This is a genomic window from Nocardia sp. NPDC057663, assembly GCF_042799895.1.
GTDB lineage: Bacteria > Actinomycetota > Actinomycetes > Mycobacteriales > Mycobacteriaceae > Nocardia.
The window spans coordinates 1-24,745 of record NZ_JBHVHX010000019.1 but is presented as its reverse complement, the minus strand read 5'-3'; the positions used below and the strand labels follow the sequence as shown (position 1 = coordinate 24,745).

The 24,745-nt window shown below is 68.2% G+C and carries 27 protein-coding genes; 9 read left to right on the top strand and 18 right to left on the bottom strand.

All coding sequences use genetic code 11. From position 1 onward, the window contains the following. Position 1: 1 nt before the first annotated feature. Complete coding sequence (locus tag ACFVAV_RS28500) at positions 2-1,312, bottom strand: D-alanyl-D-alanine carboxypeptidase family protein (protein ID WP_379038608.1); 1,311 nt, start codon at positions 1,310-1,312, stop codon at positions 2-4. Positions 1,313-1,431: 119 nt separating this feature from the next. Here ACFVAV_RS28500 and ACFVAV_RS28495 point away from each other — a divergent pair, with 119 nt between their 5' ends. Continuing rightward, positions 1,432-2,943 carry an MFS transporter gene (locus ACFVAV_RS28495; protein WP_379038607.1) on the top strand — a complete coding sequence of 504 codons (1,512 nt, stop codon included), beginning with the start codon at positions 1,432-1,434 and terminating at the stop codon, positions 2,941-2,943. After that, a complete protein-coding gene (locus tag ACFVAV_RS28490; RefSeq protein WP_379038606.1) occupies positions 2,933-3,541 on the top strand; it encodes a TetR family transcriptional regulator in 609 nt (202 codons plus the stop codon). Before ACFVAV_RS28495 ends, ACFVAV_RS28490 begins: the two co-directional genes overlap by 11 nt. On the opposite strand, the gene ACFVAV_RS28485 is transcribed toward ACFVAV_RS28490, so the two are convergent. Together ACFVAV_RS28485 and ACFVAV_RS28480 are read right to left on the bottom strand one after the other, a co-directional pair. After that, complete coding sequence (locus ACFVAV_RS28485; RefSeq protein WP_379038605.1) at positions 3,542-4,225, bottom strand: SnoaL-like polyketide cyclase; 684 nt, start codon at positions 4,223-4,225, stop codon at positions 3,542-3,544. A gap of 154 nt (positions 4,226-4,379) precedes the next feature. Then, positions 4,380-5,276 carry a phenylalanine 4-monooxygenase gene (locus ACFVAV_RS28480; protein ID WP_379038603.1) on the bottom strand — a complete coding sequence of 299 codons (897 nt, stop codon included), beginning with the start codon at positions 5,274-5,276 and terminating at the stop codon, positions 4,380-4,382. A 258-nt stretch (positions 5,277-5,534) separates the two neighbouring features. On the opposite strand from ACFVAV_RS28480, the gene ACFVAV_RS28475 reads away from it, so the two are divergent. Beyond that, on the top strand, positions 5,535-5,753 hold the full coding sequence (locus tag ACFVAV_RS28475) for a type II toxin-antitoxin system VapB family antitoxin (RefSeq protein WP_379038602.1): 219 nt from the start codon (positions 5,535-5,537) through the stop codon (positions 5,751-5,753). A 66-nt stretch (positions 5,754-5,819) separates the two neighbouring features. After that, positions 5,820-6,488 (top strand): RadC family protein, encoded by a 669-nt coding sequence (locus ACFVAV_RS28470; protein ID WP_379038600.1) that lies wholly within the window; start codon positions 5,820-5,822, stop codon positions 6,486-6,488. A 3-nt stretch (positions 6,489-6,491) separates the two neighbouring features. On the opposite strand, the gene ACFVAV_RS28465 is transcribed toward ACFVAV_RS28470, so the two are convergent. From ACFVAV_RS28465 to ACFVAV_RS28455, 3 genes are all read right to left on the bottom strand, one after another. Then, positions 6,492-7,670 carry a hypothetical protein gene (locus tag ACFVAV_RS28465; RefSeq protein ID WP_379038598.1) on the bottom strand — a complete coding sequence of 393 codons (1,179 nt, stop codon included), beginning with the start codon at positions 7,668-7,670 and terminating at the stop codon, positions 6,492-6,494. A 90-nt stretch (positions 7,671-7,760) separates the two neighbouring features. Next, positions 7,761-8,477: a TetR/AcrR family transcriptional regulator gene (locus tag ACFVAV_RS28460; RefSeq protein WP_379038597.1), complete on the bottom strand. Its 717-nt coding sequence runs from the start codon at positions 8,475-8,477 to the stop codon at positions 7,761-7,763. A gap of 28 nt (positions 8,478-8,505) precedes the next feature. Beyond that, positions 8,506-9,735, bottom strand: a complete 1,230-nt coding sequence (locus ACFVAV_RS28455) for a cytochrome P450 (RefSeq protein ID WP_379038596.1) — start codon at positions 9,733-9,735, stop codon at positions 8,506-8,508. Between the two features lie 181 nt (positions 9,736-9,916). On the opposite strand from ACFVAV_RS28455, the gene ACFVAV_RS28450 reads away from it, so the two are divergent. Beyond that, the gene (locus tag ACFVAV_RS28450; RefSeq protein ID WP_379038595.1) at positions 9,917-10,807 is read left to right on the top strand and encodes a fructosamine kinase family protein; all 891 of its coding nucleotides are present in this window, start codon (positions 9,917-9,919) and stop codon (positions 10,805-10,807) included. Between the two features lie 68 nt (positions 10,808-10,875). On the opposite strand, the gene ACFVAV_RS28445 is transcribed toward ACFVAV_RS28450, so the two are convergent. The 4 genes from ACFVAV_RS28445 to sdhC are packed head-to-tail and all read right to left on the bottom strand — an operon-like array spanning position 10,876 to position 14,272. Continuing rightward, complete coding sequence (locus tag ACFVAV_RS28445; RefSeq protein ID WP_379038594.1) at positions 10,876-11,646, bottom strand: succinate dehydrogenase iron-sulfur subunit; 771 nt, start codon at positions 11,644-11,646, stop codon at positions 10,876-10,878. Continuing rightward, positions 11,646-13,415, bottom strand: coding sequence for a succinate dehydrogenase flavoprotein subunit (gene sdhA, locus ACFVAV_RS28440; RefSeq protein WP_379038593.1), 1,770 nt, complete (start codon positions 13,413-13,415; stop codon positions 11,646-11,648). The genes ACFVAV_RS28445 and sdhA overlap by 1 nt, the downstream gene beginning before the upstream one ends. Positions 13,416-13,431: 16 nt before the next feature. Next, positions 13,432-13,866 carry a succinate dehydrogenase hydrophobic membrane anchor subunit gene (locus ACFVAV_RS28435; protein ID WP_379038592.1) on the bottom strand — a complete coding sequence of 145 codons (435 nt, stop codon included), beginning with the start codon at positions 13,864-13,866 and terminating at the stop codon, positions 13,432-13,434. Between the two features lies 1 nt (position 13,867). Then, positions 13,868-14,272, bottom strand: a complete 405-nt coding sequence (gene sdhC, locus ACFVAV_RS28430) for a succinate dehydrogenase, cytochrome b556 subunit (RefSeq protein ID WP_379038591.1) — start codon at positions 14,270-14,272, stop codon at positions 13,868-13,870. A 290-nt stretch (positions 14,273-14,562) separates the two neighbouring features. On the opposite strand from sdhC, the gene ACFVAV_RS28425 reads away from it, so the two are divergent. From ACFVAV_RS28425 to ACFVAV_RS28415, 3 genes are all read left to right on the top strand, one after another. Then, complete coding sequence (locus ACFVAV_RS28425; RefSeq protein WP_379038589.1) at positions 14,563-14,964, top strand: cytidine deaminase; 402 nt, start codon at positions 14,563-14,565, stop codon at positions 14,962-14,964. A gap of 140 nt (positions 14,965-15,104) precedes the next feature. Further along, positions 15,105-16,391, top strand: a complete 1,287-nt coding sequence (locus ACFVAV_RS28420) for a thymidine phosphorylase (protein WP_379038587.1) — start codon at positions 15,105-15,107, stop codon at positions 16,389-16,391. A 348-nt stretch (positions 16,392-16,739) separates the two neighbouring features. Then, entirely contained in the window at positions 16,740-17,837 is a 1,098-nt protein-coding gene (locus ACFVAV_RS28415; protein ID WP_379038586.1) for an adenosine deaminase, read from the top strand. A 130-nt stretch (positions 17,838-17,967) separates the two neighbouring features. Here ACFVAV_RS28415 and ACFVAV_RS28410 read toward each other — a convergent pair whose 3' ends face one another. Genes ACFVAV_RS28410 through ACFVAV_RS28390 form a run of 5 tightly spaced genes read right to left on the bottom strand, consistent with a single transcriptional unit; the run spans position 17,968 to position 21,395 of the window. After that, positions 17,968-19,209: a primosomal protein gene (locus ACFVAV_RS28410; protein ID WP_379038585.1), complete on the bottom strand. Its 1,242-nt coding sequence runs from the start codon at positions 19,207-19,209 to the stop codon at positions 17,968-17,970. Between the two features lie 20 nt (positions 19,210-19,229). Next, positions 19,230-19,583, bottom strand: coding sequence for a YbaB/EbfC family nucleoid-associated protein (locus ACFVAV_RS28405; protein ID WP_379038584.1), 354 nt, complete (start codon positions 19,581-19,583; stop codon positions 19,230-19,232). Continuing rightward, positions 19,580-19,933, bottom strand: a complete 354-nt coding sequence (locus ACFVAV_RS28400; RefSeq protein ID WP_379038583.1) for a hypothetical protein — start codon at positions 19,931-19,933, stop codon at positions 19,580-19,582. The genes ACFVAV_RS28405 and ACFVAV_RS28400 overlap by 4 nt, the downstream gene beginning before the upstream one ends. Next, complete coding sequence (locus ACFVAV_RS28395) at positions 19,930-21,069, bottom strand: C40 family peptidase (RefSeq protein ID WP_379038582.1); 1,140 nt, start codon at positions 21,067-21,069, stop codon at positions 19,930-19,932. The genes ACFVAV_RS28400 and ACFVAV_RS28395 overlap by 4 nt, the downstream gene beginning before the upstream one ends. Continuing rightward, positions 21,066-21,395 carry a hypothetical protein gene (locus ACFVAV_RS28390; RefSeq protein ID WP_379038580.1) on the bottom strand — a complete coding sequence of 110 codons (330 nt, stop codon included), beginning with the start codon at positions 21,393-21,395 and terminating at the stop codon, positions 21,066-21,068. The genes ACFVAV_RS28395 and ACFVAV_RS28390 overlap by 4 nt, the downstream gene beginning before the upstream one ends. Positions 21,396-21,540: 145 nt before the next feature. On the opposite strand from ACFVAV_RS28390, the gene upp reads away from it, so the two are divergent. Continuing rightward, a complete protein-coding gene (upp, locus tag ACFVAV_RS28385; protein WP_379038579.1) occupies positions 21,541-22,164 on the top strand; it encodes a uracil phosphoribosyltransferase in 624 nt (207 codons plus the stop codon). A 1-nt stretch (position 22,165) separates the two neighbouring features. Here upp and ACFVAV_RS28380 read toward each other — a convergent pair whose 3' ends face one another. Genes ACFVAV_RS28380 through ACFVAV_RS28370 form a run of 3 tightly spaced genes read right to left on the bottom strand, consistent with a single transcriptional unit; the run spans position 22,166 to position 24,672 of the window. Further along, positions 22,166-22,336 carry a hypothetical protein gene (locus ACFVAV_RS28380; protein WP_379038578.1) on the bottom strand — a complete coding sequence of 57 codons (171 nt, stop codon included), beginning with the start codon at positions 22,334-22,336 and terminating at the stop codon, positions 22,166-22,168. Positions 22,337-22,383: 47 nt separating this feature from the next. Next, a complete protein-coding gene (locus tag ACFVAV_RS28375) occupies positions 22,384-23,892 on the bottom strand; it encodes a phospho-sugar mutase (protein WP_379038577.1) in 1,509 nt (502 codons plus the stop codon). Next, entirely contained in the window at positions 23,893-24,672 is a 780-nt protein-coding gene (locus tag ACFVAV_RS28370; RefSeq protein WP_379038576.1) for a purine-nucleoside phosphorylase, read from the bottom strand. It lies immediately after the preceding gene. Positions 24,673-24,745 lie beyond the last annotated feature (73 nt).

Below are 24,745 nucleotides of genomic sequence, written 5' to 3'. Positions count from 1 at the left end.
CTCAGCGCCTGCGCCGGTAGGCCTGCCGGATCCAGAGCAGCACCACCATGATGAACAGTGGCGCGCCGATCAGGGTGGCCACGCGTGCGGCCTGATGCGGCTGCCGGTCGGGCTGGGCCTGCGAGCCGTCGGCGCGCGGCGGGGGTGAGGCCAGCGGCACGCTGGGTTGCACCGCCGCGCTGCCCGATTCGGGCAGCTTGCCGATCCGGTCGTCGGCGTCGAGCGCGAAGCCGTAGTCGAGCAGCCGGGCCGCCTGCTCCCACGGCCGGATCGGGCGCACATCGGCCTTGAGCAGGGTGACGACCAGCCGGTGCCCGTCGCGTTCGGCGGCGGCGACGAAGGTCTGGCGGGCGTCGTCGGTGAAACCGGTCTTGCCGCCGATCGCGCCCTCGTAGTTGTAGAGCAGCTGGTTGTCGTTGGCGATCGGGAAGCCGGGGTGATCCTTGTCGTCGGGGATCGCCGGGTCGGCCGGGAAGCCGGGGAAGTCGACCTGCTCGGTGTGGATGAGCTCGGCGAACAGCGGGATGTTCATCGCCTCGCGGAACAGCACCGACAGGTCGTAGGCCGAGGTGCTCATGCCGGGGCCGTCCAGCCCGGACGGGGTCGCCGCGCGAGTGTCCAACGCGCGCAACGACTTCGCCACGTCGTTCATCTTCGCCACGGCGGCCTTGTCGCCGCCGAGCTGGGTGGCGATGGCATGGGCGGCGTCGTTGCCCGAGCACATGATCAGCGCCTGCATGAGCTGGCGGTTGGTGTAGCGGCCGCCGGGCCCGATCCCGACCCTGGTGCCGTCGACATCGGCGTCGGCCTGCGTGCCGATGACGACCGTGTCCAGGTCGAGGGAGCGCAGCGCGACGATGGCGAGCGCGACCTTGATGGTGCTGGCGGGCCGGTAGCGGCCGTGCGGGTCCTTGGCGGCGAGCACCCGGCCGGTGTCGAGGTCCGACACCATCCACGAGGTGGCCGAGATGTCGGCGGGCAGCGGGGACGCGCCCTTGGGCAGGACGACACCGCACTCGCTCATCCGGTCACCGCCGATCACCGGCGATGGCACCGGCAGCGCACTCGGCGTCGGCTCGCCCGGCGCGGGCACCTCGGAGGTGTCGACCGGGGGCGGCGGCTGCGTCTTCTGCGGGCAGCTGTCGGTGTTCGGGGTGGTGAACGGGGGCGTGGTCGTCGTGCTCGCGCCGTTGCTCGGCGGTGCGTCGGTCGCCGGCAGGGCGGTGGCGGTGGGCGCGCAGGCCATGACCGCGGCGATCGCGGCGGCGCCGAGGGCACAGGCGGCGCGCACGCCGGGTTCGCGGATCTTCATCGCCTGAGAGCCTAGCGAGCCCACGTGGCGACGGCGCGGCGACCGGGAGCCGCTCTTGACAGAAGCAATCAAATGAGAGTTACTGGCAAAAGATAGTAACTGTCATATTTGGAGGAGATATGCGGACGGAATCCACCCGCCGCTGGCTCGCGCTCGGCGCGCTCGCCCTGGCGATGCTCACGATCGGACTCGACGTCACCGTGCTGACGGTGGCCCTTCCGACCCTCGCGGTCGACCTGGATGCGAATACCTCTGCGCTGCAATGGTTCAGCAGCGCGTACACCCTCGCGCTGGCGGCGCTGATGCTGCCCGCGGGCGCGTTCGGCGACCGCTACGGGCGCAAGAAGATGCTGCTCGGCGCGCTCGTCGTCTTCGGGGTGGCCTCGCTGGCCTGCGCGTTCGCGGGCTCGGCCGACCAGCTGATCGTTGCCAGAGTGGCGCTCGGTGTTGCCGCCGCGGCGATGATGCCGCTGTCGATGGCGGTGCTGCCGGTGCTGTTCACCGACCCCGTCGAGCGGCAACGCGCGCTGACGATCTGGGTCACCTCGACCGCCATCGGCCTGCCGCTCGGCCCGATCCTCGGCGGCTGGCTGCTCCAGCACTTCTGGTGGGGCTCGGTGTTCCTGATCAATGTGCCGCTGGTGATCGTCGGCGCGCTGGCCGTCGCCACGCTGGTGCCGGAATTTCACGGCGACACCAGTTTTCGCATCGACCTCCTCGGCGCCGCGCTCTCGGCCGCGGGCATGCTCGGGCTGACCTACGGTTTCATCCGGATCGGTGAACGCGACTGGGCTGATGTCCTCGGCTGGCTCGCGGTGGCCGGCGGTGTGGTCCTGCTCGGCGGTTTCCTGTGGTGGCAGCGCCGCAGCACGCACCCGCTTATCGATGTGGGCCTGTTCGCCGCGCCCGGATTCCGATGGGGAACAGCGTTTTCCATCCTCGTCAGCTTCGCCATGTTCGGCATGTTCTTCACCGTTCCGCAGTACTTCCAGGCGGTGCTCGGTGTCGACGCGCTCGGCAGCGGGGTGCGGTTGTTGCCGATGATCGGCGGGCTGGTCGTCGGGAGCAGACTGGTCGATGTGCTGCTGCCGCGACTGGGGGTGCGGGTGGTGCTCACCGCGGGGTTCCTGGTCCTGGCGGGCGGTATCGGGATCGGGGCCTCGACCAGGGTGGACAGCGGCTACGGACTGACCGCGCTGTGGACGGCGGTGCTCGGCGCGGGCATGGGCCTGGTCATGCCCGCGGCGATGGGCCTGGCGATGGGCGAACTCACCGCGGCCAGATCCGGCTCGGGTTCGGCGCTGCTGCAAGCACTTCGGCAGGCGGGCGGGACCATCGGTGTCGCGGTGCTCGGCACGGTGCTGGCCACCAGGTACCGGGCCGAGCTCGGCGCGCTGAACCAGGAACCGATCTCCGGCGGGGTCAACGCAGGCGTGGCCGTCGCGCACGAGGCGGGTGATCCGGCGATGCTGGGGCAGGTGCAGCAGGCCTTCGTCGCGGGCATGGACACCATGCTCGGGGTGTGCGCGGCGCTGTGCCTCGGCGCCGCCATCGTCACCGCCGGGTTCCTGCGGCGGCCGGAAGCGCCGGTTGTCGCGGCCGATACGGCAGAATCGATACATGCCGGTTGAGATGTCGCTGCGCGAGCGGAAGAAGGAGCGGACCCGCCGAACCATCAGGGTCGAGGCGTTCCGGCTGTTCCGGGAGCAGGGCTACACCGAGACGACGGTGGAGCAGATCGCGGCGGCCGCCGAGGTCTCGCCCAGCACCTTCTTCCGCTACTTCCCGACCAAGGAACAACTGGTCATCGCCGATGATCAGGACGCGCTGATGATCGAGGCGCTGGCGGCGCAACCGCGCGGCCAGCACCCGCTGACCGCCTTCCGCAATGCCACCGAGGCGGTATTCTCGGGCATGTCCGCCGCCGATATGGCCTTCGAGCAGGAACGCCACGCCCTGCTGTACCACGTCCCGGAGCTGCGTCCGGCGATCGGTTTGGAATTCCAGCGCAGCATCGAATTGGCGGCGCAACTGATGGCCGACTACACCGGCAGGCCCGCCGACGATTTCGAGGTCCGGGTGGCCGCGGGCGCGATGATCGGCACGATGCTGGCCATCGTGACCACCACTCCGGTCAATGCCGAGAATGTCGGTCACGCCCTGCAATTCCTGCAGGCCGGGCTGCCGTTCGGTACGGGCGACGCACCGAACGGCAGCGATCAGGTCTGACTATTCGGCCTTGCCGTGCTGCACCGGGCAGCCGTGGGCCAGCGGGCCGAGCAGCTTGTTGTTGTCGTAGAAGTGCTCCAGCTCGAGGATGCGCAGATCCTCGCTGACGCGGGCGATGGTCACGCCGAACATCTCGATCTGCTCGCCGGTGGGCTGGTGGCCCTTGTACTCGCCCTCGTACTTGCCCCAGTGCCGCCAGCGGAAGCTCACGGTCGGCGGGCCGGACAGCACCTCGACGACCTCCCAGAAGAAGCCGCCGGGGAACGCGGTGTGGAAGACCTTGTGCGAGGACTCGAAGGTCTCGTTCGCCGCCTCGTAGAACGGGTTGTCGCCGATCAGGATGTTGTAGCTGCCGATCCGCGCGAACTCCTCGGCGTCCTGCCACTCGCCGCCGTTGACCCGGCCGCGGTACTGCTCGGCGACCACCGACAGCCAGGTGGCCGGATCACCCTTGTGCGAGACCTCCATCTCGAAGACCTTCACCAGGTCCTCGACGATCGCCTCGAGCGAGCCGGGCGCGTGCTCGGTGCTGCGCTCGCGGGGGATCACCTCGTGGCTCAGTGCGTAGTCGGGGACGTTGCCGCGCCATTCCTCCGGCGCCGCGGCGGCGATCACCGCTTCGCGGCCCTGCAGCCACAGCGGGGCTTCCGGCTCGGGATTCTGATCGGCTTGCGTATCTGTCACATCCACAGTCATTTTCGGTCTACCAGACCCTTTCAAAAAGCTCGAAGAACCGGTCGAAAGTAACAGCCGACCGGTCCGTCGCGCCTGCCAGATCTCAGTAGATGAGAACCGAATAATGCTGAACTGTGTTCTGTAACAACGTTTTCGAATGGCGCTATGCCGCGGAATGCGGGCGGTGCCCGAGCCTGACGGGCGTCTCGTCGTCCATGGTCGCGAAGAATTCGCCGAGCACGCCGACGATCTGATCCACCGACTCCGCGCAGAACAACACCGGCTGGTAGTGGGTGATGTCGTAGTCGATGGTGCCCATTTCGGCGACGTCGAGCGGACGTAGCCGGGCGTTGCGGAACTCGTCGATCTCACCGTAGGAAGACAGCAATCCGGCTCCGTAACAGCGGATCTCAGCACCCTCGCGGACCACGCCGAACTCGAGCGAGAACCAGAACACGTCGGCCAGAAATTTGAGCGCGGTCTGGGTCTGCAAGCGGCCGACCGCCGCACCGACCGTCTCGTACAGCGCGGCGAAGCGCGGGCTCGCGATCTGGTTGGCGTGGCCGATGATCTCGTGGATCGCGTCGGGCTCCGGGGTGTACAGCGGCGCCGAGTGGTGGCGGATGTACTGGGTCGAGTGGAAGGTCCGCTCGGCGAAGGAGCCGAAGAACTCGCGCAGCGGTACCAGGCCCGCCGCGGGCACGTAGCTGAATCCGGTGAGCGGTCCGAGCAGACTGGAGACCTCGTCGAGCTGCGGGATGTGATCACGCGGCAGGGCAAGGTTCGCCGCTGCCTCGCGCACTTCGCCGCATGCGTAGATCTCGTGCTTGCGGGCCAGCTCCGTCGAGGCGATCCGCCAGACTTCCTGTTCCTCGTCGGTGTAGTCGACGTGCGGTATCGGGCTGCCCTTCGTGTAGTCGAGGGCCATGGCCGCGATGGCGTTGCGCCGCGCGCGGTAGACCTCGTCGTTGACGCCGGGGTGATCGGAGCTCAGGTGCACGGTGACATCGCCGTCGCGCTCACGCGTCACCGGCGAGTACAGCTGTGCCTCGGTGAACATGCCTCCAGGCAAGCACCGCGCTGCCATGGCGACAACAACGACGCGCACAACTGTGCAAACTGCACAGTTGTGGTGCGGCTCGACTGCTGATTCCGGCGATCATCAGCGTTTTCTGTGCGCTTGCTGACGGGTGATCGCCGCGGCTCGGCGCGGTTGCTGTGCGTACTTGCGAACGCGGTTATTCGGTAACGACGCGGTGAATCGGCGGACGCGCGCGGCGCGAGTAACGCAAGATTGCGACCAGATGAAGGAGGACGATTGCGATCCCTGCGGATAGATCTCGATCAGCACCTGCTGGCCGCGGCAGCCGACATCATGGGCACAGCCGACAGCAACGCGACCGTCAACGAGGCGTTGCGCCGCATCGTCGTGCACGAGCGCCAGCTACGCAATCTGGAGCGGCTCATGGCCGATTCGATCTTCAGCGCACCACCGGCCGACTCGGTCGTCGGCGCGGAATCGGTGGCCGAAGGATAGCTGCGGCGCGAATCTGTCGGTACCTGCTGGGATCATCGTCCTCGTCGCCGATCCGCAGGGGGAACGATGTCGGTACCGATCGCGAATCTGCCCGTCGCCCAGCGCCCGCGTGAGCGGCTGCTGCTCCTCGGCCCGCACGCGCTCAGCGACGGTGAGTTGCTCGCGCTGTTGCTCGGGCAGGGCACGCGGGGACTGTCCGCGCTGGAGCTGGCGGCCCAATTGCTCGGCGAATACGGCGGATTAGCCGAACTCGCCGCGGCGCGACCGGAGGAACTGGCCCGCAGAGCAGGCATCGGCCCGGCCAAAGCGGCCACCGTGATCGCCGCGTTCCACCTCGGCACCCGCTCCCGCACCAGCGAATCGGTGCCGCAACTGACCACACCCGACGACATCGCCCGCGTCGCGGTACCTCTGTTCGCCGGCGCCAGAGTCGAACGCCTGCTCGTCCTCATCTGCGACACCCAGAACCGCCTGCGCCACCGCGCCTTCGTCGCCGAAGGCGCTATCGACCACGTCGCCGTCCCCGTCCGCGAAATCCTCAACACCGTCCTGCGCCACGACGGCCGAGCCTTCGCCGTCGTCCACAACCACCCCTCCGGCGACCCGACCCCCAGCACCGACGACCGCCGCGCCAGCACCCTGCTCACCCGAGCCGCCACCACCGTCGGCCTGCGCTACCTCGACCACCTCGTCATCGCAGGCGAAACCTGGTCCACCGCGCCACCTCTGGAGTGAGTCCTACTGTTCGATGTCGGCGGCGACGAGGCGGGCGAGGGCGGTGGGGTCGGGCCAGTGGCGGGCTTCGAAGCGGGTGGGTTCGATGGTGGGGAGGGGGGTGAGGCCGAGGATTTCTACGACCGTGGGGAAGGGGACGGTGCAGAGCAGTTCGACCTCGTCGTTGTCGTCGCGGCGCAGGAAGCGGACGACATCGGTTTCGGGGAGCAGGTATTCGACGCCCTCGCCCCAGACGACCGAGGTGAAGGCGCCGTCGGTGGACTCCTCGTAGTTGACCGTGGCGGCGTAGGCGGGGTCGATGTCGAGGTCGGGCAGTTCCAGGAATTCTTCGAAGGTGTTGTTGAGGTAGTCGGTCTGGATGCTGTACTCGGTCGCGGCCAGGCCGGCGCGGGCCCGCAGTGCCAGCGGCATCGACGGGTGCGCGCCCGCCTCGTCGAACGGGACGACGGTGCCGTGCTCGTCGACGGTGTACCCCTGCGGCGAGACCGGGCGCGCGGCGTCGCGGTACTGCTGCTCCACCATCTCGAACACCTCGACCAGCAGCTCCGGATCGTCGGGAACGATCAGCAGCGCATCGTTTTCGGCGATGAAGGCGACCGGGCGGAACTGCCCGCCCGCGTATCCGGCCAGCCAGCCGGGCACCAGCAGCCACGAGGCGAAGTAGGAATCCCCGTCGTCGACGAACCGCAGGATCTCCAGGTCGTCGGGCGAGCCGGGCTTCGACAGCGCCGCCAGATTGTTCCGCGCTTCGGCGAACACCTGCTCGACGGTGACACCCCACGTCGCGGCCTGGTCGACCGAGACGAACGACCGGGTCCGCGGCAGATCGACGACGACCACCTCGTCGATGAACGGGAACGCCGCCCGATGCAGCGGCCGTGGTCCGTCCTGGCCGAGCGTCACCGGCCGCAGCACCGAGCGCAGCATCGGCCGGACCGAATCCCAGTCCTCCGGCACCTCGTCCGAACTGGTCATCGCCGCCACGAACGCGGTGATCCGTTCGCCGCTCTCCTCGGCGTCCAGGTGCTGGCACTCGCGAAAGATATTGTCCAGGTAGATAACCCGTCCGTCGCTGTGGTGCACGCTGAACTCGTCAGCGGAGTATTCGGCGTCGCCGACCCCGTGGGCCCGCACGCTCGTCATCACGGTCTGCACGAACTGCTCGCGCTCCATCGCAGTCACTCCCCGTCCCTCTCGGTTACCGCCTCGATCTTGACCCACCGCACCGACAGAGTCGAGACGTCCGTGGCGGTGGCCTCGTGACCAGGACCTTCAGCCGGCGAAACCGGTGGTGCGCGCGAGGTCGGCGAGCATGGCGTCGAACATGATCTCCGGGTCGGCCAGCGGGATGGGGTAGTTCCCGAAGACCTCGAGGGTGACGTGGCCGAACAGCCGGGCCCAGATCTGCACCATCAGGTACGTGACGCCCAGGTCCAGTTTCTCGGCCGGGAACTTCTGCCCGGACTCCGAGAGCATGGCGAGCAGTTCGGTCTGGAAACCGATGAGGTCGTTGCGGAGTTCGGCGGGGATGGTCTCGCCCGGCGGGGTCGCGATCTCGAAGCCGGCCAGCAGCCTGCCCGCGGCGGCGAGGAAGATCCGGCCGAAGGGCTCGTCGAAGCGGCGCATCATCGACCGGCCCGAGGTGGGCGAGGCGAACACCAGGGTGAACTCCCTGGGGTTCGCCAGCGCCCACCGCCGGAAACCCCGGCAGATGGCCAGGAACTGCACCGCACCGTCATCGGGCAGCGGTTCGATCTCGGCGGAGAGGTATTCGGCCAGATCGGCGCAGAACTCGACCCGCATCCGCTCGATCAACTCGTCGCGCGAGGCGTAGTGCCGGTACAGCGCGGGCGCGGTGACCCCGAGTTCGCGGGCGATCGCCCGCAGGGTGACCGCGTCCGGACCCTGCTCGGCCAGCAGCGCCCGCGAGACCCGCCGGATGTCGGCATCGGTCACCACCGGCGCACGGCCACGCGCCTTGCCCGTCACCCGGCCACCCCCTCGATCACATGTCGGTTCAAGCGTATTCGACTTCCCAGCGCTTGATGCCGTTGAGCCAGCCGCTGCGCAGTCGCACTGGATCGGCGACCTGGCGCAGGTTCGGCATCGCGTCGGCGATGGCATTGAACATCAGGTCGATCTCGAGGCGGGCGAGATTGGCCCCGACACAGTAGTGCGTGCCGGTGCCGCCGAAGCCGACGTGCGGGTTGGGGTTGCGCAGCACATCGAACTCGAAGGGGTTGGCGAAGGCCTCTTCGTCGAAATTGGCCGAGCTGTAGAACAATCCGATCCGCTGGCCCTTCTTGATCTGCTGACCGCCGAGTTCCAGATCCCGGGTGGCGGTCCGCTGGAACGCGGTCACCGGCGTAGCCCAGCGCACGATCTCGTCCGGCGCGGTGCGCGGGCGCTGATCCTTGTAGAGCTCCCACTGGTCGGGGTTGTCGACGAAGGCCTTCATGCCGTGGGTGATCGAGTTGCGGGTGGTCTCGTTGCCCGCGACGGCGAGCAGGATGACGAAGAAGGCGAACTCGTCCGAGCCGAGGTGCTCGCCGTCGACGTCGGCGTTGACCAGCTGGGTGACGATGTCGGCCGCCGGGCAACCGCGCCGCTGCTCGGCCATGTTCCAGGCATAGCCCATCACCTCCGCCGTCGCGGTGTGGTGATTGCCCTCGAACTCCGGATCGTCGTAGGAGATCATCTGATTGGTCCAGTCGAACAGCTTCATCCGGTCTTCCTGCGGCACGCCGATCAGCTCGGCGATGGCCTGCAGCGGCAGTTCGCAGGCGACCTGCTCGACGAAGTCACCCCGCCCCGACTTCTTGGCCTCCCACACGATCCGCTCGGCCCGCTCGGTGAGCGCCGCCCGCAGATTCTCCACCGCGCGCGGGGTGAACCCCTTGGACACGATCCGCCGGATCTTGGTGTGCTGCGGCGGATCCAGATTCAGCATCAGCATGTTGCCGAGCATGTCGATCTGCTCGCGGGTGGTCTCCTCGTTGAACCGGATGATGGCGGTGTTCTCGTGCGAGGAGAAGTCGTCGGGATTCTTCGAGATCTCCTTGATGTCGGCCAGCTTGGACACCACCCAGTAGCCACCGTCGTCGAAGCCGCTGGCCCGGTCCGGCTGCGCGCACCACCAGACCGGCGCCGTCCGCCGCAACTCGGCGAACTCCTCGATCGGCAATCGGCTGGCGAGCAGATCGGGATCGGTGAAATCGAACCCCGCAGGAATGTTTGTGCTGGTCACGGCTGTCTCCTCCGGTCCGGTGCGCGGACGTCATGAACGTGATGTGGAACACGTTCCTGATGATGAAACCACGCCGGGGCTCTTTATGAACAGCGTTTACTAATACCTGTTTACAAATAAGTGCCGAGGCATTCGGGCGGTTCGCCGGCCGCGATCGCCGCCGGCTGGGCAAGATGGCCGCGTGGACCTGCCGTTTCTGCGCGCGAACCCGCATCTGCTGCCGACCTTCCTCGCGCATCAGCGCTTGCGAACGACGCCTGTCACGGGCGGCTCGATCAGCGTCGCCGAACGGATCGTGCTCGACGACGGGACGCATCTGTTCCTCAAGACCTGGCCGGGTGGTGCGTCGGCCGCGCCGACCGGCGAGACCCAGCCCGCCCCCACCGGGCTCTTCGCCGCCGAGGCGGCCGGTCTGCGCTGGCTACGCGACGCGGACGGTGTCGCGGTACCCGAGGTGTACGCGGCCACCGGCGAACTGCTGCTGATGGAGTGGATCGAGCACGCCGAGCCGAGTCGCGCTGCCGCCGAACGGTTCGGCGCGGGCCTCGCCCGCACCCACCGCGCAGGCGCCCCGGCTTTCGGCGCCCCGGCCGACGGTTTCCTCGGTGGCCTCCCGCTGGACAACAGCCCCGGCGACGACTGGTCGACCTGGTATCGCGAGCACCGCATCCTCCCGTACCTGAAACTCGCCGTCGACGCGGGCGCCCTCGACCCCGCCGACGCCACCACCGTCGAATCGATCCACATCGAAGCCCCACCCGAGCCCCCGTCCCGCATCCACGGCGACCTGTGGCCCGGCAACATCGTCTGGGGCCGAGCCGACACCCCCTGGCTCATCGACCCCGCCGCCCACGGCGGCCACCGCGAAACCGACCTCGCCACCCTCACCCTCTTCGGCGGCGCCCCCCACTTCCCCCGAATCGTCGCCGCCTACAACGACATCCACCCCCTCGCACCCGACTGGCAATCCCGCATCCCCCTCCACAACCTCACCCTGCTCCTGGCCCACGCCATCCTCTTCGGCCGCACCTACCGCTCCGCCGTCCTCGATGCGGCCTCCCACTACCGGTAGGAACTCCGGAAACGGCGAAGGCCGCCTTCATCTTTCGATGGAGGCGGCCTTTGCCGGACCGGGGGAGGTCAGCGGGTGAAGAGCAGGGCCCGCTTGACTTCCTGGATGGCCTTGGTGACCTCGATGCCACGGGGGCACGCGTCGGTGCAGTTGAAGGTGGTGCGGCAGCGCCACACGCCCTCGACGTCGTTGAGGATGTCGAGGCGCTCGCGGGCGCCTTCGTCGCGGCTGTCGAAGATGAAGCGGTGGGCGTTCACGATCGCGGCCGGGCCGAAGTAGCTGCCGTCGCTCCAATACACGGGGCAGGAGGTGGTGCAGCAGGCGCACAGGATGCACTTGGTGGTGTCGTCGAAGCGGGCGCGGTCGTGCTGGCTCTGGATGCGCTCGCGGGTGGGCTCGTTACCCGAGGTGATCAGGTACGGCTTGACGGCACGGAAGGCGTCGAAGAACGGCTCCATGTCGACGACGAGGTCCTTCTCCACCGGCAGGCCGCGGATCGGCTCGACGGTCATGGTGAGGTGCTTGTCGCCCTTGGGCAGCATGTCCTTCATCAGCACCTTGCAGGCCAGCCGGTTCACACCGTTGATCCGCATCGCGTCCGAACCGCACACACCGTGGGCGCAGGAACGCCGGAAGGTGAGGGTGCCGTCCAGGTAGGACTTGATGTAGATCAGCACGTTGAGGAAGCGGTCGGTCGACAGGACCGGCACCTGGAACGAATCCCAGTACGCGCCCTTGTCGTTCTCGGTGCTGAACCGGGCCACCTTGACGGTGACCATGACCGAGCCCTCGGGAACGGGGGCCGGCTTCTGCGTGGTGGGTTCGGCTACAGCAGTCATCAGTACTTACGCTCCATCGGCTCGTAGCGGGTCTGCACCACCGGCTTGAAGTCGAGGCGGATCTCGGAGATGAGCTCCGGGCCCTCCTTGTAAGCCATCGTGTGCCGCATGAAGTTCACGTCGTCACGGTCCGGGTAGTCGTCGCGGGCGTGGCCACCACGCGATTCCTTGCGGTTGAGCGCGCCGACGACGGTGACCTCGGCGAGCTCGAGCAGGAAGCCGAGCTCGACGGCCTCGAGCAGGTCGCTGTTGTAGCGCTTGCCCTTGTCCTGCACCGTGATCCGGGTGTAGCGCTCCTTGAGCGCGTGGATGTCGGTGAGGGCCTGCTTGAGGGTGTCCTCGGTGCGGAACACCGCGGCGTTCATGTCCATCGAGTACTGCAGCTCGGTGCGGATGTCGGCCACGCGCTCGTTGCCGTGGTCGGACAGGATCAGCGACAGCCAGTCCTGCACCATCTGCGCCGGGTTCTCCGGCATCTCGACGAACTCGGTGCGCTGGGCGTACTCGGCGGCCGCGATACCGGCGCGCCGGCCGAACACGTTGATGTCCAGCAGCGAGTTGGTGCCGAGACGGTTCGCGCCGTGCACGGAGACGCACGCGCACTCACCGGCGGCGTAGAGGCCGGGGACCACGTCGGTGTTGTTGCGCAGCACCTCGCCACGGATGCGGGTGGGGATACCGCCCATCACGTAGTGGCAGGTCGGCATGACCGGCACGAGCTCCTTGACCGGGTCGACGCCCAGGTAGGTGCGTGCGAACTCGGTGATGTCGGGCAGCTTCTCCTCGAGCACGTCCTCGCCGAGGTGGGTCACGTCGATGTAGACGTAGTCCTTGTTCGGCCCGGCGCCACGGCCCTCGAGCACCTCGAGCACCATCGAGCGGGCGACGATGTCACGCGGCGCGAGGTCCTTGATGGTGGGGGCGTAGCGCTCCATGAAGCGCTCACCGGAGGCGTTGCGCAGGATGCCACCCTCACCACGGACCGCCTCGGAGATGAGGATGCCCAGGCCGGCGAGGCCTGTCGGGTGGAACTGGTGGAACTCCATGTCCTCGAGCGGCAGGCCCTTGCGGAACACGATCGCCATGCCGTCGCCGGTCAGCGTGTGCGCGTTCGAGGTGGTCTTGTACATGCGGCCCGAGCCGCCGGTGGCGAACACGATCGACTTCGCGTGGAAGACGTGGATCTCGCCGGTGGACAGCTCGTAGGCGACGACGCCGGTGGCGACGGGGCCACGCTCGGTGTCGGTCATCACCAGGTCGAGCACGTAGAACTCGTTGTAGAACTCGACGTCGTGCTTGACGCAGTTCTGGTAGAGCGTCTGCAGGATCATGTGACCGGTGCGGTCGGCGGCATAACACGCGCGACGCACGGGCGCCTTGCCGTGGTCACGGGTGTGGCCACCGAAACGACGCTGGTCGATCTTGCCCTCGGGCGTGCGGTTGAACGGCAGGCCCATCTTCTCCAGGTCCATGACCGCGTCGATGGCCTCCTTGGCCATGATCTCCGCGGCGTCCTGGTCGACCAGGTAGTCACCACCCTTGACGGTGTCGAAGGTGTGCCATTCCCAGTTGTCTTCTTCGACGTTGGCCAGCGCGGCGCACATGCCACCCTGGGCAGCGCCGGTGTGGCTGCGCGTCGGGTACAGCTTGGTCAGGACCGCGGTGCGAGCCCGCGGACCGGCCTCGATCGCCGCGCGCATACCCGCGCCACCGGCGCCGACGATGACGACGTCGTAGCGATGCTCCTGAATCGGACGGGATTCACTCATGCGAGGTGGCCTGTTCCTAACCGGTGATGTTGGGGTCGAAGGTGAAGATGACGTACGTGCCGACGCTCACGACCAGGATCATCGAGATGACCAGGATGCTCTTGAGCCAGAACCGGGTGGAGTCCTTGCGGGAGTAGTCATCGATGATGGTGCGCAGGCCGTTGCCGCCGTGCAGCTGCGCCAGCCACAGCATGGACAGGTCCCAGATCTGCCAGAACGGGCTGGACCAGCGACCGGCCACGAACGCGAAGTTCAGGCGGTTCACGCCACCGTCGATCATCAGCATGATGAACATGTGGCCGAGCACCAGGATGATCAGCAGCAGGCCGGAGAAACGCATGAACAGCCACGCGTACTTCTCGAAGTTGCCGTTCGACTTGGCCCGCGGGGAGCGGGGTGCGTCGAGGCTGGCCGGGCGATCGTAGGACTTGCCGAGGACAGGTGCAGACATATCAGTGCTCCGTCAGCAGGTAGAAGAACTGGCGGCCGACGCCTGCGGCGGAGACCAGAACCCAGATGGCCAGCACGATCCACAGCATCTGCTTCTGGAAGCGCGGACCCTGCGACCAGAAGTCGACCAGGATGACCCGGACGCCGTTGAGCGCGTGGAACAGGACGGCGACGACCAGGCCCATCTCCATCAACGCGACAATGGGGTTCTTGTAGATGGCGATGGAGTTGTCGTAGGTGTCGGGGTTCACCCGAACCAGTGCCGTGTCCAGCACGTGCACGAAGAGGAAGAAGAACAGCGTGACACCGGTGATCCGGTGCAGCGCCCACGACCACATGCCGGGGTCGCCGCGGTACAGGCTCTTCCGCTTCGGCTGGGCCGGAGCCGGAGCTTCTATCGTGGTCATAGAGTGCGGTGCCTCCAACGTCGTTGATGGACCCGGTCACAGATCCGACGCCGGCGTGCGTGGAGAGGCAAATGCCCAGGTGGCTGCGCTGTGTTCTCGAGCGCTGGCCCGCCGCCGGGAACCTGAACCGATCTTCGGCTGACTCTAATCCTCTCTGTTTCGCGGAACTAATTCGGCGTGCCGTGCGTTGCGTGCGAATCGGCCGAGTTAGGTTTACCTTTCTCCATGCCGGATACTGGTGCGGAGGCCTGATTGCCGACGCGTTCGGCGGGATCGGCTGGAGGTTCACGATGCCCGAAATCGACTGGAATACCTTGCATGACAAGGCAATTCACGCTATGGGTTTGGCTTATGCGCCGTACTCGGGTTTCCCGGTCGGTGCGGCAGCTCTCACGACGGCCGGTCGAATTGTGAGCGGTTGCAATGTGGAAAATGTCTCATATGGGCTAACCCTGTGCGCCGAATGTGTACTCGTCGGTAACTTATTCGCAACCGGTGGCGGGCGTCTCATTGCGGTCTCGGTGACCGATTCCCGAGGGGAAATCCTCATGCCGTGTGGGCGGTGCAGGCAGCTGTTGTTCGAGCACGGTGGGGGCGAGTTGCTCGTCGCTCATGCGGAGGGGCCGAAGGCGCTGAGCGAGCTGCTGCCGTATGCGTTCGGGCCGGACGATCTGGCGGCGGGGCAGCGGTAAAATAGCGGGACGCCTGGCTCTCCGCAGGATGACGGGTGTGCACGCCCAGTTCGAGTCGATCCACCCCTTCGTCGGCGGCAACGGCCGCATGACCGCGGTGTCCCCGCGCCGCGGCGGCTTTTGCGTGCCAAACTGGCCGGATGACGGCACTGGATGCGGTATCGGTCATCAGGGTCAAGCGCGACGGCGGCGAGCTGTCGGATGCGCAGATCGACTGGGTGGTGGACGGGTTCACGCGGGGGAGCGTGGCCGACGAGCAGATGTCGGCGCTGGCCATGGCGATTCTCTGGCGGGGGATGACCCGGCGCGAGACCGCCCGCTGGACCGCGGCGATGATTGCCTCCGGCAGCCGGATGGACTTCACCGACTTGCCTCGGCCCACCGTCGACAAGCATTCGACCGGCGGCGTCGGCGACAAGATCACCCTGCCGCTGGCCCCGCTGGTGGCGGCCTGCGGCGCGGCGGTGCCGCAGCTGTCGGGCCGCGGACTCGGCCACACCGGTGGCACGCTGGACAAACTCGAGTCGATCCCCGGCTGGCAGGCCGACGTCACGGTGCCGCGGATGCGCGAGATCCTGGCCGACCCGGCGATCGGCGCCGTGGTGTGCGCGGCGGGCGCCGATCTGGCGCCGGCCGACAAGCGGCTCTACGCGCTGCGCGATGTCACCGGCACGGTCGAGTCGATTCCGCTGATCGCCAGCTCGATCATGAGCAAGAAGATCGCCGAGGGCACGGCGGCGCTGGTCCTGGACGTGAAGGTCGGGTCGGGCGCGTTCCTCAAGACCCTCGACGGTGCGCGGGAACTGGCGTCCGCGATGGTCAAGCTGGGCCGCGACGCGGGCGTGAACACGGTCGCGCTGCTCACCGCGATGGACACCCCGCTCGGCCGGACCGCGGGCAACGCGCTCGAAGTCGCCGAGTCGGTGGAGGTGCTCGCGGGAGGGGGGCCGGCCGACGTGGTCGAACTGACCCTCACCCTCGCCCGCGAGATGGTTGCCCAGGCCGGGCTGGACATCGACCCCGCCGATGCCCTCGCCGACGGCCGGGCCATGGACCACTGGCGCACGATGATCCAGGCCCAGGGTGGCGATCCCGACGCTCCGCTGCCGGTAGCGCGGCACACCGAGACCGTCCGCGCCGAATCCACCGGCGTCCTCACCCGGCTCGACGCGATGGGCGTCGGCATCGCCGCCTGGCGGCTCGGCGCGGGGCGTGCGCGTCAGGGGGAACGGGTCCAGGCGGGTGCGGGTATCGAAATGCACGCCAAACCCGGCGATTCCGTGGTGGAGGGGCAGCCGTTGCTCACCCTGCACACCGACACCCCGGAAGCGTTCGTGGGGGCGTTGGCCGCGCTCGTCGACGTGGTGAGTATCGAATCTGCGCCGGATGGGAAGCCGGGGGAGCTGGTTCTCGGGCGTGTCGGCTGATCAGCTACGGCTCGGCTGACGTTGTCAGCTGCGGCTTTATGTGCGCAGTCCCAGAACGGTGCTGCGTTTTTGGCGCGCTGGCACGTGCGTGTTCGCGGCCCCTTATGTCCCGCCGATGAGAGGCCGTTGCGCGGCCGGACCCTCCTCGGGGTCGGGTCGTGCGGGGTTGGGAGTGCGGTCATGGCGGATTCAAGTTGTGGTCAGGGCCGGGAGGGCGGTAGGTGGCGACCCGCAGCGTGTGCACTGGGGGTGGCACGTACTAGTCCGTTGCGGGTCGGGCAGTCAACGAGACGGTTGCCATGCGGGTAGTTCGCTGCCGGGATCGGCGAGTGCGGCTACCGTCTAAACATGACTGGACCGGCGCCCCTTGACCTTGCTTCGATCCGACGCGCACCGAAGGCTTTGCTGCACGATCACCTCGACGGTGGTCTGCGGCCCGCGACGGTGCTAGAGCTCGCCGCCGACAGCGGCTACGACGAATTGCCCGCTTCCGACGCGGAGAGTTTGGGGGCGTGGTTCCGCGACGCCGCCGACAGCGGATCGCTGGAGCGGTATCTGGAAACCTTCGCCCACACGGTCGCGGTGATGCAGACCCCGGAGGGGCTGCGGCGGGTGGCCAGGGAGTGCGCGATCGATCTTGCCGCCGACGGTGTGGTCTACGCCGAGGTGCGGTTCGCGCCCGAGCAGCACCTGGAGGAGGGGCTCACCCTCGACGAGGTCGTCGAGCACACCATCGAGGGCTTCCGTGAGGGTGAGGCGATCGCCGCCGAGCAGGGCAACATCATCCGGGTGACGTGTCTGCTCACGGCGATGCGGCATGCGGCCAGGTCCAGGGAGATCGCCGAGCTGACGGTGCGGTTCCGGGATCGCGGCGTCGCCGGCTTCGACATCGCGGGCGCCGAGGCCGGGTTCCCGCCCACCCGGCACCTCGACGCGTTCGAATATCTGCGAGTCAACCACGCGCACTTCACGATTCACGCGGGTGAGGCGTTCGGCCTGCCGTCCATCCACGAGGCGCTCGCGTTCTGCGGCTGTGATCGGCTCGGCCACGGCGTGCGCATCACCGACGACATCAGCGTGCCCGGCGGTATCGAGGACGCCGAGCTCGGCCTGGTCGCCAACTATGTGCGCGACATGCGGGTCCCGCTGGAACTGTGTCCGTCGTCGAATGTGCAGACCGGCGCGGTGCCCTCGCTGGACAAGCATCCGTTCGACCTGCTCGCCCGCCTGCGCTTCCGGGTCACCGTCAACACCGACAACCGGCTGATGAGCGACACCACCATGAGCGAGGAGATGCTCAAACTGGTCGACACCTTCGGCTACGGCTGGAGCGACCTCGAGCGCTTCACCATCAACGCCATGAAGTCGGCGTTCATCCCGTTCCCCGACCGCCTCAAGATCATCGACGAGGTGATCAAGCCGGGTTACGCGGTACTGCTCGGCTGACGCTGTCCCGCCTCTCCGCGACTTCTGGCCAGACTCAGGCGCGTTACCGGTAGCGACGCGGCTACCGGTAACGCCGGCGCCAGGTCAGCCCGTTCCCGGTGAGTTACCCATGTACTCACCGGGAACCTTGCTACTCGCTGACCAGCCGCGCCTCGAATGCGCGCTGCAAGTCGCGGAACTGCTGCGCCTCGGCGGCGAACGGCGGGTTCGGCGCCATCCGGTTCGGGTCGGGGTTGAGCAGGTAGGAGATGTACCAGCCGAGCGGAGTCGACGGCGCCAGCGCCTGTTCCACGCTGTCGTCGTCGGCGTAGTCGGCGGCGTCGCTGAACAGTTCGACGGCCAGATCGAGCTGTTCGACGTCGACCGCCTCCGGGCCCTCGGCGAGGTCGTCGACCAGGCCGGTCAGCACGTAGACGTTCTCGTCGGTCACCTCGACCTCGAGCGAACCGTCGACCGCGGCGGTCTGCACCTCGGCGAAGGTGGAGACCCGGGCGAGCTCGTGCTCGTGATCGTCGGCCAGGTAGCGGGCCAGCGCGCGCTCGGAACCGAACACGGTGATGGTGCGGCCGTTGCCGAGGAAGATCGGCTCGTCGTCGAGGTAGCAGCGCAGGGTGTACTGCTCGCCGTCGGAGGTGACGATCTTGACCGGGTCGATGCCGACCTCGTGCCAGAACGACTCGTCTTCGTCTTCGTCGTCCTCGGCGTCGAGGTCGACGTTCTCGAACTCCTCGTCCTCCTCGGCGACGTCGTCGGCGTCGACCACGTTCTCCTCGGCGGCCAGCAACTCGGCCTCGGCGACCGCGACCGCGGCCGCGTCCACCTCGGGCGTGCTGACGACGCTGTCGATCGCGTCGAGCACGTCGTCCCAGCCCTTGACGATCGCGGCGCCGACCTGATCCCACAGCTCTTCGCCGTCGCGGCCGACGAACGTGCTCGCGCCGCTGGCCAGGGCGCCGAGCACCGGGTTCGACCCGAAGAACTTGGTCACCACGTCGAGCTCGCACACCTCGCCGATGTTGCGCACCATCGCCAGGGTGTCCTCGAGCTCACCGACGACATCGACGTCCGGATCGCCCGCGGCGAGCTCGGGCACGGCGACCAGATCGAAGCTGAAGTTCTCTTCCGGCTCCAGCTCGGCGGCCGAGAGTCCGGCGATGATCGCCCAGGCGGGGTGGTCGACGAGGTCGTTGTCGGAGTTGGTGCGGATGAACGCCGCCAGCTCCGCAACGGACTCGAAACCGTAGAGGTCGTCCTCGTGACCGAGGAACGCCTCCCACTCGTCGTCACCGTCGCGCCAGCGCGGTGCCCACAGGGTGACGAGATCGCCATCGGTCAGACCGAGCTCGATCGGGACGATGTCTCCAGAAGCCATGACGCGAAGCCTATCGAGCTTCAGCGCCGGGCACTATCCGGCCCGGGTGCTAATTGCTCAGACCCCTGCGGCGCGGACCCGGCGAGCGATTCGTTCAGTGTCGCAATGATGTTGGAACGTGCCGCACCGGCGCTCTCGGTGGCCTGCTTGCACGCCGTCAGGATCAGCTGCGCGGCCTCGGCGGGTGGCAGCGCCGTGATCCCCTCGTCCAGGGACAACGCGACCAGTGCGCCGTCGCTGTTCACCTCGGCGGTGACCAGTCCGTCCTCGGTGGTGAATCGCCCGTTGACCTGCTTCAACCCGTACAGCGCCGCCTCCAGCGCCTCGAGCTTGCCGGTCACTCCGGCGACCAGGGCATCCATTTCCGCGCTCACAGTGGCCTCATCCAACTCGTCTGACCGGTGTCGGCGTCGTCGATGCGATCGAGCTCGTCGACCGCCTGGCGCCGGGTGGGCAGGTTCATCCGGTCCAGCAGCTGGTCGGGGATGGCGGCCTGCTCGCTGTAGATCTCACGCAGGCGGGCCGCGGCGGCGATGGTCGAGCGCCGGGTCAGGCGCAGGATCTCATCGGCGAGCGCCTGCGCACCGTACTGGTATTCGCTGCGCTCGAACTTGATCGCGATCGGCAGGCCCATGCTGGTCGCGCGGACCGAGATCGTGCCCGACCGGTTGGTGCTGACCGCGGACTCCACATTGGGAACCTCGGGGATCGGCGTGCCGGTCATGCGGTAGGCCTGTAGAAGCCGTAGAACTCCATGCCAATGTTCTCCGTTCGGATGGAACTGATCGAGACCGGGTCGCCTGCCTCGACGAGCTGCCCGTTGCCGACCACCATGGCGACGTGACCGTCCCACACGGCCAGATCGCCCGGCATCAGGTCACCGGGGGATACCTGAGGATGTCCGATGTGCTGTTCCTGCGCGAGCCGGGGCAGCTCGACCCCGGCCTCGCCGTAGGCGTATTGCGTGAGCCCGCTGCAGTCGATGCCGGAGCCGGGGCTGTTGCCGCCCCACACGTACGGGGTACCGACCGCGCTGATCGCGGAGCGGACCGCGGTCGCTGCCTCCTCGTTGGGCGCCTCGACGGTGCTGCCGTCGGGCAGGGTGATCTTGACGCCGGTCCCGTCGGACCCGGTCGACGATCCGGACGACGACCCCGTCGACGTCTTGCCGCCGTTGTTGGTGGTGCCGTTGGTGCCCGACTTCGAGCCGCTCGACGTGCTGCTCATCGCGCTCGACAGGCCGGACGAGACCGCGCTGAGCACCGAGCCGCCGGTGCTCGTGGCCGTGGACAGCAGGCTCGACGCCGACGACGCGAGGTTGGTCGCGCCGGTGGAGGTGCTCGCCAGCGAGGTGCTCGACGGCGCCGGGGTGAGTTCCTGGATCGACGCGGTCTGGGTGCTCAGTTCGTCCTGCACCCGGCTGACGACGCCGAGGCCCTGGCCGATGTGGTCGATCGCCGAGCTCACCACGGCGGCCAGGCCGACGGGAGTGCCGAGGGTGGGACTGAGCGCGGACACATCGCTGAGGAAGGAATTCACGACGGTGTCGAGATCCTTCTGCCCGGTCTCCACGTAGGCCGCGGCCTGATCGAGCACCGTCGCCATCTCGTTTCCGGTGTCGGACAAGGTGGCCGAAGAGGTCTGCACGCGCAGCGCCTTGGAGGTGGCGGCGTCGACCGCCATACCGTCCCACGCGGTGTTCACGTTGTTGATGCTGTTGCGACCGAGTTCGTAGATCTGGTCGAGATTGGTCGACGTCGAGCGCAGGCCGTCGGACGCGCCGTCGGTGCCGAGCACGCCGGTGCCGAAGCTGGACAGCAGATCGAGGAGCGGTTGGGCCAATCCGCTGAGGTCGATCATGCCTCGACACCGATGTCGCCGGCGGCCGAGGTGAGCGGGGCCGCGTTGTTCAGGTCGGTGTCGACGAGGGTGGTTGCCGCGCTCGCGGTGGCCGCGCCCATGCTCGCCATGACCGCTGACAGCTGGCCGATTGCGGCCACATGGCCCGCGTGTGCCGCCGCGTAGGCGGTGACGAATTCGCTGCCGATCAGGCCCATGATCGGGCCGAGGAGGGTGGGGTCGGAGGCTATCGAACCGGCTGCCGCCGCTGCCAGGTCGGTGGCCATGACCTCGGCAGTCGCGCTATAGGCGACGATACCTTCGGCATCGGCCGACATCTTTCGCATCGAACTTCCCCCAATCCTCGAGTTCCCGGGCAGACTATGTCACTCACTTGCTTCGACGCACCGAGGCCGCATTCGGTTCCCTCGACCGCAAAAAATATCCCCAGCGGTCGTACCCCGGAGCGCCTCGCGACCCTATCGTTTTTTCATGCGCACCGACACCGTCGACCATCCGCTCGCCGCGACCCTGCTGAGCATCATGCGGGACGTTCGCACCGACAACGCTGCTTTCCGCACTGCATTGCGCGACCTCACCGGCATTCTCATGTACGAGGCGCTGCGTGACGCGCCGGTAGTGCGTGCGCCGATCGACACGCCGGTGGCGGTCACCGAGGGCTTCCGCCTGGCCGCCCCGCCGCTGCTCGTTCCGGTGCTGCGCGCCGGCCTCGGGATGGTCTATGCCGCCGCCGAACTCGTGCCCCAGGCCAGGGTCGGCTTCGTCGGCATCGCCCGCGACGAAGAGACGCACCTGCCGGTGCCCTACCTGGAATCGCTGCCCGCCGACCTGACCGGCCTGCCCGTCTTCGTGCTCGACCCGATGCTCGCCACCGGCGGCTCGATGCGCTACACCCTCGAACTCCTGGTCGCCCGCGGCGCCACCGACATCACCGCGGTCTGCGTAGTCTCCGCCCCCGAAGGCGTTGCCGCCCTGGCCGACTCGGGCCTGCCGGTCCGGCTGGTCACCGCCGTCATCGACGAGAAGCTCAACGAGAACGCCTACATCGTCCCCGGCCTCGGCGACGCGGGCGACCGCCAGTTCGGGCCGCGCTGAGTCAGTTGCCAGGGGCGACGAACAGCTCCAGGTGATCGCAGGAGAGGCAGCGGAAGACGTCGATGTTGTGTGCCACATTGCGGGAGCGCCGTCCGCCGAAAGGGCCCGGTTCGAACGGGCCCTCCACCCAGCGTGTTTCGCGGAAGACGTTCTGCGCCGGCCCTTCGAACATCCCTGGGCGTAGAACCGTTCCGCCGCAATGCGTGCAGTGTCGCGCAGTCACCCAGCCACTGTAGCCAGGGAACGGCAGTACGCAGCCAGGTCGGCGAGGCGGGCGGTGGCTTCGGCCCTGGCAGGCGGCAGGGCAGTGGCATCGACGACGGGGGCGAAGACCTCCAGATAGCACTTGAGTTTCGGTTCGGTGCCCGACGGGCGCACGACGATGCGGAAGTCGTCGGCGTCGAAGATCAGGGCGTCGGTGCGCATGCGGCCGCGGACCTGGGCCTGGTCGGTGAATTTCACCGGAGTGCAGGCGATCTCACTGGGTGGAGTCGCGCGCAGGGCGGCGGCGAGGTTGGTGGCCGCCGCCTGGTCGGGGAGGCGCAGGGAGACCTGGTCGCCCGCGTGCAGGCCGAATTCGACTGCGTAGGAGTCGAGTTCGTCCTGCAGGGTGCGGCCGTCCGCTTTGCGCAGGGCGACGAGGTCGGCGGCCGAGACCGCGGCGGAGATGCCGTCCTTGTCGCGGACGGTCGCGGGGTCGACGCAGTGGCCGATGGCTTCCTCGTAGGCGTAGACGAGGCCTTCGCCCGCCCTGGCCAGCCATTTGAAGCCGGTGAGGGTCTCGGCGTAGCGGGCCGACCGCGCCGGGGCCAGCTTCGAGAGCAGGCGCGAGGAGACGATGGTGGTGGCGACCAGGGGGTCTGCGGTGGCGGTGCGGAGGACGTAATCGGCCAGCAGGACACCGGTTTCGTCGCCGCGCAGCATGCGCCAGCCGTGTGGGCCGGGGATGCCGAGGGCGCAGCGGTCGGCATCGGGGTCGAGGGCGATGGCCAGATCGGCGTCGACCTGCTCGGCGAGCGCCAGCAGCAGGTCGGCCGCGCCGGGCTCCTCGGGATTCGGGAACGCGACGGTGGGGAAGTCGGGGTCGGGGGCGAACTGCTCGTCGACGACGTGCACGTCGGTGAACCCGGCCGCGGCCAGCGCCCGCACCGCGAGCTCGCCACCGACACCGTGCAGCGGGGTCAGCGCGATTCGCACCGCGGCCCGCTCGCCTTCGCCGCCGAGGACGCCGGGCAGCTCGGCGACCCGCGCGAGATAGCGGTCGACGAGGTCCGCGCCGGAGGGGGAAACAGATTCCCGCGCAACAGGTTCGACGGCCGCATCGATGCACTGCTCGATCTCGGTGTCGGCGGGCGCGATGAGCTGGGAGCCGCCGTCGAGGTACACCTTGTAGCCGTTGTCGGCGGGCGGATTGTGCGAGGCGGTGATCTGCACGCCCGCCACCGCGCCCAGCTGCCGGACCGCGAAGGCCACCACCGGTGTCGGCACCGGATCGGGCAGCAGCGTCACCGGAAAGCCTGCCGCGGTGAAGATCTCGGCGGTCGCGGTGGCGAACTCGGCCGAACCGTGCCTGGCGTCCCGCCCGACGACGACCGCGCCGCCGCCGAGGCACCGCTCACGCAGCCAGGCCGCGACACCGGCCGTCGCCCGCGACACCGTGGTCACATTCATGCCGTCCGGGCCGTCGCGCAGCGGTCCACGCAGGCCGGCGGTCCCGAAGCGCAGCATCTACACGCGCTCCAGGATCCCGCGCAGCAGCTTGCCCAGGCGCGGCGCGGCGGCCTGGCCCTCGGCGAGCACCTCCGCGTGCGACAGATGCTGACCGGTGACGCCTGCCGCGAGATTGGTGACCAGCGAGATCCCGAGCACCCTGGCCCCACGCGAGCGCGCCTCGATCGCCTCGAGCACCGTCGACATGCCGACCAGGTCGGCGCCGATCGTGGCCAGCATGCGGATCTCGGCGGGCGTCTCGTACTGCGGACCGGTCAGGCCCGCGTAGACGCCCTCGGTCAAGCTGGGGTCGATCTCCCTGGCCAGGGCACGCAGCTCCGGGTCCCAGGCATCGACCAGGTCGACGAATCGGGCGCCCTCCAGCGGCGTGCGCGCGGTGAGATTGAGATGGTCGGCGATGAGCACCGGCTCGCCGACCTGCAGGCCGGGCCTGATCCCGCCCGCGGCATTGGTGAGCAGCACGATCTCGGCGCCTGCCGCGATCGCCGCCGTCACCGGGTGCACCACCTGCTGGGGCGTGTAGCCCTCGTACAGATGCTGACGGCCCATCAGCAGCAGCACGTTGTTGTCGTTGACGGTGACCGAATGGACCATGCCGCCGTGGCCCTGCGCGCTGGGTTTGCCGAAGCCGGGTAACTCCGGCATCGCGATCGAGGCATGCGGCGCGCCGATCTCGGCCGCTGCCTCCTGCCACCCCGATCCCAGCACCACGGCCACGCGATGGCGCGGCACTCCCGTACGTTCGGCGATCGCCTGAGCGGCCTGTTCGGCAAGCATGAGAGGAGTCTATGTCGTTGGAGCGCTGGCGCGCTCGAGTCGGCGGCCCCTTGTGTCCCGCCGGTCAGGCACC